This is a genomic window from Massilia cavernae (genome assembly GCF_003590855.1).
Classification (GTDB): Bacteria; Pseudomonadota; Gammaproteobacteria; order Burkholderiales; family Burkholderiaceae_D; genus Telluria_A; species Telluria_A cavernae.
The window spans coordinates 1-12864 of record NZ_QYUP01000009.1 but is presented as its reverse complement, the minus strand read 5'-3'; the positions used below and the strand labels follow the sequence as shown (position 1 = coordinate 12864).

The window sequence follows — 12864 nt, the reverse complement described above, 5'->3', positions numbered from 1 at the left end:
GCCGCAGGCTTCAGTCCAGCGAGCGCGTGTCTACGACGGGATCGCCGGCGACGTGTTATCGGCGGGCTTGTTCCTGAACGAAGCGCGCCTGAAGCTGTTCGACGCGGGATCGACCAGGTCCATCGGACACCACCTGCTCGGGCATGAGGAGGCAAAACTCAGGCAGCTGTTGTCGCCCGGCCTGTACAGGCGTACCAGCCTCGAGTGTGCGCTGGAGCGCCTCGCGCCGGAACTGGCGTGTCACCTGGACAGCCCGAACGCCATCGGTTCCTTCCATTTCTGGAACCGGACGCGGCGCGAAATCGCCCTCGTCCCCTATGGCCTGCTTGGCAAGGTGCCCACGGTTTTCGCTCCCTACCTCGACCACGACCTGTACGACTTCCTGGTTGGCTTGCCTGCGGAAATGCTGCTCGACCATACCTTCCACAGCGACGCCATTGCCCGCGCCTATCCTGGCTACGCCCACCTGCCGTTCGAGGACAAGACGTCGGCTGCCCCGAATGCCTTGAATTTGCACGCGCATTTCGGCCGCAAGGTAGCGTGGCGGCTGCTGTCGCGGCCGTCGTCCCGGATGATCCGCATGCGGTTTGCCATGCCGCGCTCGATCTTCAGCCTGGTCAGCCGCAGGTTCAGTGCGTCCACGCAATGGTATACACCGCTGGCGCTCTACCTCGACCAGCTTGACGGCCTCGGCCGGACTTAGCGCCGCCGTTGTCGGTGGAATTGACAGTGGCCGCCGACGGCGCCATGCCGGTCGGCGCAAGCATTTGATTTACATCAGAATATAAAACGCGGTACGCATCTTGCGTGCACCAAAACGGGAATGGCGGCATCAGGGAGGCTGGGACCATGCAAGAGCAGATCGTAGCGTTATTCGACAAGGTGGCGAGTTACTTTGCCGTCCCTTTCGCCTCCTGGAACAGCTTCCTGGCGGCGATCGGCGGGGTGCCGGATGCGCTGCTCAATATAGGGACCATCAGCGCCTGGCCCTACCTCCTGTCGAGCATGGCGATCGCCTATTTGCTGTATCTGCTGGCGAGGCGCCAGCCGGGAGCCTCGCCCCGTTCGTTCAGGGCATTCGCCTTCCCGCGCGAGGTTTACCGGCATCGCTCCGCGATCGTCGACTACAAATATGTCCTGATCGACCTGACCCTGCAGGGCGTCGTGTATGTCCCGGTGATTGCCGGCTGCACCTGGCTAAGCTACAAACTCGCGCTGAGCCTGAGCGGCGGGGCCGCGGCCAGCGCCGGCGCGTCGCTCAATCCCCTGGCCGACGCCCTGATCCTGACGGTCATTACCTTCATCGTTATCGATTTCGCGACCTTCTTTTCGCATTACCTCATGCACAGGTTCCCGGTGCTATGGTATTTCCACGAGGTCCATCATTCCGCCGAAGTCATGACCCCGGTCACTGTCTTGCGCGTGCATCCGGTCGAGAAGATCTTCAATTCCGCGGTCGGCGCCTTCCTGGGCGGCCTGGGCGCGGCCGCCTACGCCGCCATCGCCGGCCACAAGGTCGATCCGCTCACGGTGATCGGGATCGACATCTTTGTCTTTTACTTCCGCGTGTTCGGCATCCACCTGCGCCACTCCCACATCTGGCTGTCGTACGGGACCTTCCTCAGCCACATCCTGATCAGCCCGGCACAGCACCAGATCCACCACAGTGTCGACCCCAGGCACTATGACAAGAATTTTGGCTATGTACTGGCGATCTGGGATCTGCTGTTCCGCTCGCTCTATGTTCCGCGCCAGCGCGAATCGCTGCAGTTTGGCCTGGCCGGTACCGATCCCAAGGACTACTCCTCGGTCGCGGCCCTGTATATCACGCCATTCCGCAAGGCCATGCGCCACCTGCGCGCGCCCAGGTCCGCCGCCGCGGAGCCCGCCGCTCCGGCCGGCGAGGCAGCGGTGGACTTGTCCGGCCACAAGCTGGTGGCCCCAGACAAGTGAGCGTTTTTAGGTGAGACGGCGTGGCGCGAAGCGGGCGCCCAGGGTCGACACCACCTCGAAATACAGGGGATGCCTGAGTATCCACATGAAGAATACCCAGCCGACGCAGGTGGCTGCGGCGCAGCCGAAGAACAGCGGATGCGGCAAGGCCATGCCCGGCTGGCGCATCAGGACGGTGACGCCGATCGAGGGCGCCAGGCTCAGGCCCGCCACCACGGCGCTGCGCAACAGCCCCCGGCCGAGCGCGCCGAAATCGGTCGGCATGCAGCGCTGCTTGAAGCCGAACCAGTAGGGAACGCTGATGACCGCCACCAGCGTGTAGGCCAGTGCGAACAGCTGCAGGTCGCGATACAGGTATACGACAAGGCACAATGCGGCCGCTTTCAGCGGCTGCATGATTAGTTCCGCAGTCGCAATCAGCTTCGGGTGTCCTCCAGCCATCATGACCGTCGGCGCCAGGCTGATAATCGCGGCGGCCGAGCCGGCCACGCAGAACAAGGGGACCAGGGGGGCCGACAGGTCCCACTGCGGGCCAAACGTCAGCCTCAGCACTTCCAGCGGGAAGATGCCGGCGAAACCATAGAAGGTCCAGGCGATCGCAGTCACGTTGGTGACGCTGGCGACAAACTTCGCCTCGACCGCATCATGGCTGCGGACGGCCTTTGAAAATGCCGGGTAGGCAACGTTGCGCACTGCCCCCATGAAATCCCGGTGGAACAGGTTCATCAGGCCCTGGGCCCGGCTCCAGATCGCCACCGCGTCGAAACTCATGATCTTGCCGACCGCAAGGTCGTTGATATCCGTCGTGATCGACGTAATCACATTGGCAAATGTCAGCGGACCGCCGAAGGCCAGTATTTCGCGCCACTTTCCCAGCCGGGGCTTCAGCAGCCGGGCCGAGGCGCCGGCCAGCAAGATGCCAACTGCGATGATCGCGTTGTTGAGCACAGAACCCCAGGCCAGTGCGTAGGCGCCCGCACCTACCCATGCCATGGCGATGGTTGCCAGGGTCGACAGGAAAGCCCCCGCCAGGTTGATCCGCATGACCGCCTTGAAATTCATTTCCCTGCGCATCAATGCCAGGCAGACTGAATTAAAAGGGAGGATCAGGAAGTTGAGCGCCACGATGCGCGAGATGCTGGCCAGGCTCTGGTCGCCGTAGAAATTTCCCAGCAAGGGAGCAATCCCCTGGATGATCAGGAACAGGCCCAGTCCGAGGATCATTGCCATGCCCCAGGCCGTGGCAATGTACTCGCTGGTCAGGTCCTTCTTCTGGATCAGGAAGCTCACCAGGCCGAAGTCGCGGATCACCTGCGTAATGCTGATGATGGCGAGGGCGACGGAAAACAGGCCGACCTGCTTCGGGGTCAGCAGGCGTGCCAGCACGAAGAACGACACCAGGTTCAGTGCGATTCCGAGGTAGCTCTCGATGAACGAGAACACGATTGCCCTCCGTACGAGCGTCATGAATGCATCTCTCTTTCCGGCGCATCAGTTGGTGGACGGCGGGGGACGGCAGGGGCGGTGCTTCGGAAATGGATCAATACAGGTTCTTCTTCTTCTGTGAATAATATTCGACCCATTGCGGGTACTTTTCCGGCCACAGCCGCACATACCAGCGGCTGGCAACCGTTCCGGCGGCGCGCCACAGGCGCAGTTCCCGGGCGAACGCGTCGCGCGGCGACCGGAACACGTTCAGCGGGTAGCCCAGCAGGTCGGCGGCCAGCTGGCGGAACACCCAGCGCGGCACGCCCAGCAGTTTCGCGACGCCGGCGGCGTCCTCTTCGGGACCGGAAATGCCGGCCTTGAACGACCAGCGCCTGAAGTAGCGCTTGCTCAGCATCTGGGGATCGACCGGCGCCAGCACCACCAGCGCCGGGTCGTAGGCAACCGCCCGCTTCGACTGGACACAACGCATCCCGAACTCGTAGTCCATGTGCCGGAAATGCGCTTCGGAGAACCGCCCTATCCTGTCGAACAAGCTGCGCCGGGCAATCAGGTTGGCGCCTGCCGGTGCATACCCGGCCGGCGGCGACCCCAGCAGCTCGCCGCCCAGGTCGACACCGCCGAGGATGGCAGCCATGCTGTCGGCATACCAGCGCGGAGCGCCCCCCGGCGGCCAGTCCAGCAAGGTCTTGCCGCCCACCAGGTCGAAGCGGAAATCGGCGAACGTGTTGCAGATTCCCGCGATCCAGCCCTGCGGGAACAGGATGTCGTCGTCGGTAAACGCGAGCACGTCCGCGCTGGAGACCGCGATACCGGCATTCAGCGCAAACTGCTTGCCCTGCCGCCGTTCGAACACATAGCGCAAACTGCCGAGGCGCCAGCCAGGGCGCAGGCCGTCGACCGCGCCGGCGGTCCCGTCGGTGGAATTGTTGTCGACAACGATGACCTCGACTTCCACGCCGGGCGGCGCCGCCTGCTGCTGCAGGGACAACAGGGTCTTGCATAAGGACTCCCTGCGGTTCCACGTACAAATAATCACCGCGATGCTGTTCATGACTGTGCTGCGCCCACTTTCCGGTAAATCTCATTATGCCGGTCGAAGCACTCCGACCAGGCGAACTTGCGTGCAAATTGCGCAGCGGCGCGCTTGCGTTCGGCGAACTGTTCGCCCATGTTGGCGGTGCCATCGAGGGCGGCTACCCATGCCTCGCGGTCATGCGGCGGCATCACGATCGCCAGCGGACCGATCAGCTCGGTCAGGCTGCCCACCGGACTGAAGATGACCGGTACCCCGGCCGCCTGCGCTTCCACCGCGGGAAACCCGAAGCCTTCGTACAAGGTTGGATACAGCACCGCCTGCGCGCCCCGGTACAGGGCCCTCAACTGCGCGTCCGACAGGAATTCGGAAAAAATGACGCGTCCGCGCAGGTGCGGCGGCATGTCCGCTTCCGCGCTGCGGCGCGCGGCGCTGCCGAAGCCGCACATGACAAGTTTCAGGTCTTTCTGGCTGCTGGCCGCAAGCACTTCCATGGCCCAGTCGGCGCGCTTGCGTTTCAGCGGCCCGCCGAGGTAGACCGCGTAACGCGCACCGCCGATCTGCTGCTCGAGGCCGGGCGGAACGCTGTCCTGCTCGTCGTTGAAGAATGCCATGTCGATGCCGAGCGGGATCACACTCAGCTTCGGGTCCAGCCACGGCCAGCGCTTCAGGATATCGGTGCGCGAACATTCGCTGATCGTGACCACCGCGGCGCTTTTCTTCAGCGCGGCCGGCATCAGTTTTTCCCAGTAGGTGTACGCACCAAGCGTGTCTGCGCGTTCTTCCCATGCCAGCGTGTCGTGCACCGACACCACCGTCGGTTTCGGCTGCCACAGCGACAGCGCTCCCTCGGTGCAGTGCACCAGGTCGACATCGCGCTGTCGCACGCGCAAGGGCAAACCCAGCTGTTCCCAGGCCTGGAAGCGATCGCCACGGAAACTGAAGATCTCCGTATCGAAGCTGGCGCCTTCCGGGGTCACCATGCCGTAGCGCGGATCGTCGCCGAACAGGCGCCAGTGCATGTCGGGATGTTTCTTGCTATGGCTGACCAGTTCGAAGACATATCGCCCAATGCCACGGATGTGTTCCGTATTCAGGCAGCGCGCCACAATTCCGATTTTTAAGCTCATTTCTTCTCCTTCGATGGCGCCAGCGCCTGGACATAGGACTTGATCAGGACTTTCCATCCCGGCGCGTGGCCGGGATCGGTACGCAGCGCGGCCCAGCCGCCGCGCCGCGCCTGCGCCAGGCTGCCGCCCTGCAGGTGGGCCCCGGCGTAGTCGCTCCAGCTCTTCGACAGCAGGCGGCGCACCGAGGCCTTGTCGGCCTCGCGCCCGTCCGGCGAACGCATGCCCCAGCTGGCCAGCGCGCGCCCGATGACCTTGGCCCGGTAATTGTCGGTCGGCATGGACTTGGTGATACTGGCGGGGTGGATCCGGTATAGCGCGTACGGATGGGCTACCCGGTGGATCGGCGTCACCCGCGAGGCGCGCAGCCACAGGTCGTAGTCCTCGCCGATGCGCAGCGTGGGATCGAAGCCGCCGATTTCCTCGAACAGCGAGCGCCTGGCCAGCACGGTCGAGGTCCAGACCACGCAGTCGAGCAGCAGGTCGGGATAGATCCAGCCGCTGGCGCCGCCCCAGCGCGCGCTGTCGCCGGCGATCGCGGCCAGCTGCTCCAGCTGTTCGCTGGTCGGCAGCGGCGCGGCGCTCGGCCACACCTGCCACGCGGTATAGCTCATGCGGCAGCCTGGCACGGCGTCCATTTGCGCGAACTGGGCCGCGAGCTTGCCGGGCAACCAAATGTCGTCGGCGTCGACGAAGGCGACCCACTCGCCGCGCGCCATGCCGAGCCCGCGGTTGCGCGCCGCCGCCACGCCGGCGTTGACCTGCTGTTCCACCCGCACTTGCGGAAATTCGCGCCGCACCAACGCCACCGAGCCGTCCGACGAACCGTCGTCGACCACGATGATTTCCATGCCGGCCTGGCCCTGCGCCAGCACCGACGCGATGGTCGCGCCGATGTAGCGCTCGGCGTTATAGCAGGGAATGATGACGGAAACGAGCGGCGTGTTCACTGGCGCCTCCCGTGGCGCTGGATCACGCCGCCGAACAGGCGCAGCTGTCCTTCGGTGGTCGCATCCCATCCGAACTGTTCCGCGTAGCGGCGGGTCGCTGCGCGATCCGGGTAATCGGCGCGCAGCGCCGTCACCGCATCGGCCACGCCGCGCGCGCTGCGCTCCTTCATCAGCACGCCGGCCGCGGGCGCCGCCACCACTTCCGGCGTACCCCACACATTGCTGGCGACCACAGGCGTGCCGCAGGCCATCGATTCGAGCAGCACATTGGCCCAGCCCTCGCGGCTGGACGCCAGCACCATGGCGTCGGCGGCGCCGTAGTAGCGGCCCAGTTCCGCCTGCGGCACGGCGCCGAGGAAGCGTACCCGATCGGCCACCTTCAATTCGCGCGCAAGCGCTTCAAGCCGCTGGCGCTCGGCGCCGCTGCCGGCGATCAGCAGGCTCACACCGGGCAGCAGCGCCAGCGCGCCGATGGTCAGGTCGTGGCCCTTGAGGGTGACCAGGTTCCCAACCGACAGCAGCGTAAAACCGTCTATCCCCAGTTCGCCGCGCAGCGCCTGGCGGTCGCCCGGCCGGAAGCGCTGCAGGTCGACCCCGTTGCGCAGCGGCGTGATCTTGGCCGGGTCGGCTCCCAGCTGCACCAGTTCCGTCTTCAGCGCATCGCACACGGTGATCACGGCCGCAGCATTGCTGGCGGCCCACTGGATCATCTTGCGCGGCTCCTTGTACTGCGGGATCAGGCTGATGTCCGAGCCGCGCGCGGTCACCACCACCGGCTTGTTGAAATGCTGCCCCAGCCGCACCGCGGCCACGCCGTCGGGATAGAAATAGTGGGCGTCGATCAGGTCGAAGTCGAAGCCCTCGTCCAGCAGGCGGCCGACGGTGGCGCGCGCCGCGCGTGCCAGCAGCATCGGCGCCGCATTCATGCCGACCTTCGGTATCACCGGATAGCGCGGATGCAGGACGTCGAGGCCGAAGCGCTGCTCGGCCGCCGGCACCCGCGCGAAGTCGCCGTACTGGCCGAAGCGCTTGGCGCTGAACGGGAACCAGGGTACCGGCGCCACCACCCGCGATTCGACCGCGCCGCTGCCGACCAGGTGGCGCAGGCGCGTCTCGACGAAGATCGCGTGGTTGGGCTTGACCGCGTTCGGGAACAGGGTCGTGAAAGTCAGTATCTTCATTGCGTCCGTGGCAGCGATGCGTACACCGCCTTGTAACGTTCCACGCTGGCGGCCCAGTTGCGCTCGCTTTCGACGAAGGCGCGGCCGTTGTCGCGCAGCTGCTGCCAGCGCTCGGGCGCGGCCAACAGCGCCAGCACCTTGTGCGCCAGCGCCTTCGGGTCGCCGGCGCCGAACAGGATGCCGGTCTGGCCATCGTCGATCAGTTCCTTGTGGCCGCCGACGTCGGACGCCGCCAGCAGGCGGCCCTGGGCCATCGCTTCGAGCGGCTTGAGCGGCGTCACCAGGTCGGTCAGCCGCATCTTCATGCGCGGGTAGACCAGCACGTCGACCAGGTCGTAGTAGCGCTGCACGTCGCCATGCGGCACGCGGCCGGTGAAGACCACCTTGTCGGCCACGCCCAGCCGCTGCGCCTGCGCCTTCAGAGCGGCGTCCTGCACGCCGCCGCCGACCAGCAGCAGGCGGATGCCCGGGTTCGTCGCCAGCATGGCGGGCAGCGCGTCGAGCAGGATGTTCAGGCCCTCGTAGGCGTAGAACGAGCCGATGAAGCCCAGCACCTGCTTGCCTTGCAGGCCAAGCTGCGCGGCCAGCGCCTCGTCGCGCGCGCCGCCGGCCTGGAAGTCGGCGACGTCGACCGCGTTCGGGATCACCGTTACCTTGGATGCGGGAATGCCGCGCCCGACGATCTCGGCGCGCAGGCCCTCGCAGATGGTGGTGGCGGCATTCACACGCTTCAGGGCATGGGTTTCCATCGCGCGGGTCAGCCGGTAGCGCAGGCCCCATTCGCGGCTGGTGCCGTGGTCCACCGCCGCGTCTTCCCAGAATGCGCGGATCTCGTACACCACCGGAATACCGAGGCGTTTGCCGACGCGCAGCGCCGCCATCGCATTGAGCACCGGCGAGTGCGCATGGATCACGTCCGGCTTCACTTCCAGCGCCACTTCATGCAGGCGCCTGGCCAGCGTATCGATCACCGCCAGCTGGTCGAACACCGGCAGGCCTGCCAGCACGCCCCTCGATGCAGCGGTGCGGAAGAAACCGAGGCCGTCGACCATTTCGTAAGGCGCGTTCGAGACGCCCTGCTTCGAACCCGTAACGTGGAAGGTCTGCCAGCCCAGCGCACGCTGCTGCTGCAGGATGGCGCGCGTGCGGAAGGTGTAGCCGCTGTGCAGCGGGATCGAGTGGTCCAGCACGTGAAGCACGCGCAATGGCGGCGCTGAGGGCAGGCGGTCGGCGATCGCGTTCATGCCGCGGCTCCTTCCATTTCCTTGCGCAGGAAGGCTTCGAACATCAGCACCGTCCAGATCGGCGAGCTGTAGTCGCGCCGGCCGGACTCGTGCTGTTCGACCATCTCCTTCAGGAAGGACAGGTTGAAGATCCCGGTGGCGGCCAGGTTTGGCCCCAGCAGCGAATCGCGCACGCGCTGGCGCAGCGGGCCGCGGAACCAGGCCGCGAGCGGCACCGCGAAGCCCATCTTCTTGCGATACAGGATATCGTCCGGCAGGTAAGGTTCGAGGCTCTTCTTGAACACATATTTGCCTTCGCCCCCGTTCAGCTTCATCTCCGGCGGCAGGCCGGAAATCCATTCGACCAGCTTGTGGTCCAGCAGCGGCACCCGCACTTCCAGCGCATGCGCCATGCTGGCGCGGTCTACCTTGGTCAGGATGTCGCCCGGCAGGTAGGTTTTCATGTCGAGGTACTGGATCATCGACAGCGGCGCGTCGGTCGGCGACTTTGCAGCATGGCCCTGCATCACCTCGATCGCGCGATAGCCCTGCAGGCGGGTGCGGAAGGAATCCGAGAACAGGCGGGCGCGCATCGCGTCCGACATGATCGACACGCCATGGAAGTAGCCCTCGACCAGGTCGCGCGCCAGCGCTTCGAAGGTGGTCTTGGCGCGGAACACGCGCGGCGCCCAGTCGGCCTTCGGATAGTACTTGCCGAGCGGGCCGAACACCATCTTGCGCAGCGCAACCGGCACGCGCGAGCGCACGCTGTCTTCCGCCATCGCATAGCGGTAGCGGCGGTAGCCGGCCAGGTTTTCGTCGCCGCCGTCGCCCGACAGCGCCACCGTCACGCGCTTGCGCGCCAGCTGGCACACGCGATAAGTCGGGATCGCCGAGCTGTCGGCATACGGCTCGTCGTACAGGTCGGCCAGGATGTCGAGCAGCGCATAGTCGTCGGTGTCGACGGTGTCGGTGTGGTGGTGGGTCTGGTACTGGCGCGCCACCTTTTCCGCATACTCCGATTCGTCGAAGTCCTTGTGGTTGAAGGCGATCGAGCAGGTGTTGACCGGCTCCTTCATCAGGCCCGCCATCATCGCCACGACCGCCGACGAGTCGACCCCGCCCGACAGGAAGGCGCCGAGCGGCACTTCGGCCTTGAGGCGGATCCTGACCGCTTCGCGCAGGCGCACTATCAGCTCCCCTTCCGCGTCGCGCTGGGTCATCTTCTCGTGCAGCTTGAACGGCACGTCCCAGAACTGGCGCGGCTGCGGAATCGGCTGGCCGACTTTGATGGTCAGGCAGAAGCCCGGCGCCAGCTTGAAGGCGCTGGTGTAGATGGTCTTCGGTTCCGGCACGTAGCCGTAGGCGAAATAGTCCTCGACCGCGCGCGGGTCGATGTCGCGCGGCAGGCCCGGGTGGGCGCGCAGCGACTTCAGCTCTGAGCCGAAGATGAACATACCGTCCGGCAGCAGCGCGTAGTAGAACGGCTTGACGCCGAGGCGGTCGCGCGCCATGAACATGGTCTGCTTCGTGCGGTCCCACACGGCGATGGCGAACATCCCGCGCAGGCGGTGCACGCATTCCTCGCCCCAGGCTTCCCAGGCATGCACGATGGTTTCGGTATCGCTCTTGGTGCGGAACACATAGCCGAGCTGCTGCAGTTCCCCGGTCAGCTCGGGGAAGTTGTAGATCTCGCCATTGAACACCACCCCGACGTCGCCCTCGGCATTGAACATCGGCTGCTGGCCGGAGAGGATGTCGATCACCGACAGGCGGCGGTGGCCGAAGCCCACGCCCGGCTCGGTGTACACGTCGCCTTCGTCCGGGCCGCGGTGGTGCTGGGTCTCGTTCATGCGCCTCACCAGCTCCGGGTCGATCTCGCGCGAACCGCGCGTATCAAGAATGCCGACTATTCCACACATGATTTCACGACCTTCCTGTATTGTTTTTTACGTTCGCACAGCGTGTCGTAAAGCGACTGGTAGGCGGCCACCATGGCCGTCATATTGTAATGGCGCTGCAGGCGTTCGCGCCCTGCCCTGCCGTGCTCGCGCGCCAGTTCCGGCGACGCGGCGTAGCGCGCGATGGCCGCGGCCAACGCTTGCGGGTCGGACGGCGGCACCACCGTGCCGGTCACGCCGTCGTCGACCACCTCGGGAATGCCGCCGACGCGGGTGCCCACCACCGGCAGGCTGCTGGCCATCGCTTCCAGCGCCGAACCGGGCGTGCCTTCCGCGATCGAGGACAGCACGAAAATGTCGAAGCCGCGCAGGATGTCGGCGACGTCGGTGCGCGCGCCCGGCAGCCACACCAGGTCGGCGATTCCGGCCTGCGCGGCCTGGGCCCGCACCGCCTCCAGCAGCGGGCCGGCGCCGACGATGGCCAGCCGCAGCCGGCCTTGCAGCTCCGGCATGCGTTCGCGCAGCGCGACGAAAGCGCGCACCAGGGTGGCGTGGTCCTTGACGTCCTGGACCCGGCCGACGGTGCCGATCACGATCGCATCGTCAGCGAACGGGCTGGTGGCGGCGCCCTCGCGGTTGAAGCGGTCGGCGTCGATGCCGTTGGCCAGCAGGCAGCTCTTGTTTTCCGGGACCCCGACCACGCGCCGGCTCCAGGCCAGCATGTCGGCCGAATTGGCGTAGCAGCAGTCGTAGAACGGCACCATCAGGCGGCGCAGCAGCTTGTGCTTGCGGTTGCTGCCGTCAGGGTCGCTTGCATCGCGCCCGTGCATGCCGTTGACGCGCACCGGCACACGGGCCAGCAGCGCCGCCGGCGCATATTCCACCGCCGCCAGGTTGTAGGTATGGACGATCGTCGGTTGCAGCTTGCGCAGCAGCTTCCACAGCGCCAGGTGGGTGCCAAGGGACATGCCGGGCTGCTTGCCCAGCGCGTGCAGTTCCACCCCGGCCTTCGTAATCTTGTTCGCAAAGTCGGTATAGCCGGTCAGGCACACCACCGCATGGCGGTAGCGCTCGGCCGGCATGCGGTTGATGCGCTCGACCAGCAGCGTCTCCAGTCCGCCGAAATCGAGGCGGTAGATCAGGTGCACAACCAGCGGAATGTCGTTCATGGCTTCTGTACCGCTCAGGGGCGCCTCACCGCTTCGCCGCATCCAGCGCGGCATCGATCGCGCCAATGTGCGTGGCAAGGAAGGCGCGCATCGCGGCGCGCGCTTCGTCCGGCTGCTCGCCATATGGCGCGGACACCATCACCACGGCGCCATCGTCGCCGCGCAGCATCAGCTTCATCTTCGCCTGCATCAGCTTGCCCACATAGCCGTTGAGCACCGGCTGGCCGTCGATCGACATCCAGTGCCAGACCAGGAAATTGCCGCGGGCGCCGCGCATCAGGTGTTCGCGCACTTCCAGCTGGCGGGTCCCGAGGTCGACGCTGCGGCGTCCCGCGCTTACTTCGTGGGCCGGATCCTTCTCGCCCGCCATGATGTTCACGGAGCTGATCAGGGCCTTGGCGTTTTCCTGGTTGCGGTAGTACAGCACGTCGAGGGCGACGTCATGCCCGTCGGCGCCGCGGTAGACGGTGTCCAGGCGCGCGTCCGGCGCCATGTAGCGCGGCTCCCATCCGGAGAACGGCACGCCCGGCGCCCACGAGGAGGCGACCTGGTCCAGCCTGACCGGCGCCGGGTTGATGCTGGCGCGGTCGATGGTCCAGGCCAGCAGCGGCCACACCGCGCTGACCGCCACCACGGCGGCGGCTATTTTCAGCAGTTGTGCATGGCCGGTGCCGACCTGGGCCGCGGCCGGCATTGGCGCGGCCGCCTTGTCGCCGTCTTCGCGCCAAAAGCTGCCGATCCAGAACATCAAGAACATGACGATGCCGAAGAACACCCAGCCGTAGATCAGGTGGTCGACGCCGACCGCCAGCTTCATGCCGCTGGTGTGGCCGATCATCACGATCATGTAGGCGCGCAGGCCGTTGGCGATGATCGGC

General features: G+C 66.0%; 11 protein-coding genes. 2 read left to right on the top strand and 9 right to left on the bottom strand.

All coding sequences use genetic code 11. The annotated features are described in order from the left end of the window. On the top strand, positions 1-703 hold a 703-nt coding region (locus D3872_RS25465; RefSeq protein ID WP_220476846.1), incomplete at its 5' end, for a hypothetical protein. A gap of 146 nt (positions 704-849) precedes the next feature. Next, positions 850-1953 carry a sterol desaturase family protein gene (locus D3872_RS00870; RefSeq protein ID WP_119809027.1) on the top strand — a complete coding sequence of 368 codons (1104 nt, stop codon included), beginning with the start codon at positions 850-852 and terminating at the stop codon, positions 1951-1953. A 6-nt stretch (positions 1954-1959) separates the two neighbouring features. Here the strand turns inward: D3872_RS00870 and D3872_RS00865 are convergent, their stop codons facing one another. From D3872_RS00865 to D3872_RS00825, 9 genes are all read right to left on the bottom strand, one after another. Next, complete coding sequence (locus tag D3872_RS00865; protein WP_119809026.1) at positions 1960-3420, bottom strand: lipopolysaccharide biosynthesis protein; 1461 nt, start codon at positions 3418-3420, stop codon at positions 1960-1962. 73 nt (positions 3421-3493) lie between these two features. Next, on the bottom strand, positions 3494-4453 hold the full coding sequence (locus D3872_RS00860; protein WP_119809025.1) for a glycosyltransferase family 2 protein: 960 nt from the start codon (positions 4451-4453) through the stop codon (positions 3494-3496). Then, positions 4450-5565, bottom strand: a complete 1116-nt coding sequence (locus D3872_RS00855) for a glycosyltransferase family 4 protein (protein WP_182915632.1) — start codon at positions 5563-5565, stop codon at positions 4450-4452. Before D3872_RS00855 ends, D3872_RS00860 begins: the two co-directional genes overlap by 4 nt. Next, positions 5562-6512 (bottom strand): glycosyltransferase family 2 protein, encoded by a 951-nt coding sequence (locus D3872_RS00850; protein WP_182915631.1) that lies wholly within the window; start codon positions 6510-6512, stop codon positions 5562-5564. The genes D3872_RS00855 and D3872_RS00850 overlap by 4 nt, the downstream gene beginning before the upstream one ends. After that, positions 6509-7693, bottom strand: coding sequence for a glycosyltransferase family 4 protein (locus D3872_RS00845; protein WP_119809022.1), 1185 nt, complete (start codon positions 7691-7693; stop codon positions 6509-6511). Before D3872_RS00845 ends, D3872_RS00850 begins: the two co-directional genes overlap by 4 nt. Continuing rightward, positions 7690-8898, bottom strand: a complete 1209-nt coding sequence (locus tag D3872_RS00840) for a TIGR04063 family PEP-CTERM/XrtA system glycosyltransferase (RefSeq protein WP_119809029.1) — start codon at positions 8896-8898, stop codon at positions 7690-7692. The genes D3872_RS00845 and D3872_RS00840 overlap by 4 nt, the downstream gene beginning before the upstream one ends. A 35-nt stretch (positions 8899-8933) precedes the next feature. Beyond that, positions 8934-10838 (bottom strand): XrtA/PEP-CTERM system amidotransferase, encoded by a 1905-nt coding sequence (locus tag D3872_RS00835; RefSeq protein ID WP_119809021.1) that lies wholly within the window; start codon positions 10836-10838, stop codon positions 8934-8936. Continuing rightward, complete coding sequence (locus D3872_RS00830) at positions 10826-11986, bottom strand: TIGR03088 family PEP-CTERM/XrtA system glycosyltransferase (protein ID WP_119809020.1); 1161 nt, start codon at positions 11984-11986, stop codon at positions 10826-10828. Before D3872_RS00830 ends, D3872_RS00835 begins: the two co-directional genes overlap by 13 nt. A gap of 25 nt (positions 11987-12011) precedes the next feature. Then, positions 12012-12864, bottom strand: an 853-nt coding sequence (locus tag D3872_RS00825; RefSeq protein WP_119809019.1) for an exosortase C-terminal domain/associated protein EpsI, incomplete at its 5' end; no start/stop codon positions are given.

Excerpts from the sequence above, each read along its gene's own strand:
- D3872_RS00835 (WP_119809021.1), bottom strand. The coding sequence starts at position 10,838 with ATGTGTGGAATAGTCGGCATTCTTGATACGCGCGGTTCGCGCGAGATC.
- D3872_RS00860 (WP_119809025.1), bottom strand. The coding sequence starts at position 4,453 with ATGAACAGCATCGCGGTGATTATTTGTACGTGGAACCGCAGGGAGTCC.
- D3872_RS00830 (WP_119809020.1), bottom strand. The coding sequence starts at position 11,986 with ATGAACGACATTCCGCTGGTTGTGCACCTGATCTACCGCCTCGATTTC.
- D3872_RS00865 (WP_119809026.1), bottom strand. The coding sequence starts at position 3,420 with ATGACGCTCGTACGGAGGGCAATCGTGTTCTCGTTCATCGAGAGCTAC.
- D3872_RS00870 (WP_119809027.1), top strand. The coding sequence starts at position 850 with ATGCAAGAGCAGATCGTAGCGTTATTCGACAAGGTGGCGAGTTACTTT.
- D3872_RS00845 (WP_119809022.1), bottom strand. The coding sequence starts at position 7,693 with ATGAAGATACTGACTTTCACGACCCTGTTCCCGAACGCGGTCAAGCCC.
- D3872_RS00855 (WP_182915632.1), bottom strand. The coding sequence starts at position 5,565 with ATGAGCTTAAAAATCGGAATTGTGGCGCGCTGCCTGAATACGGAACAC.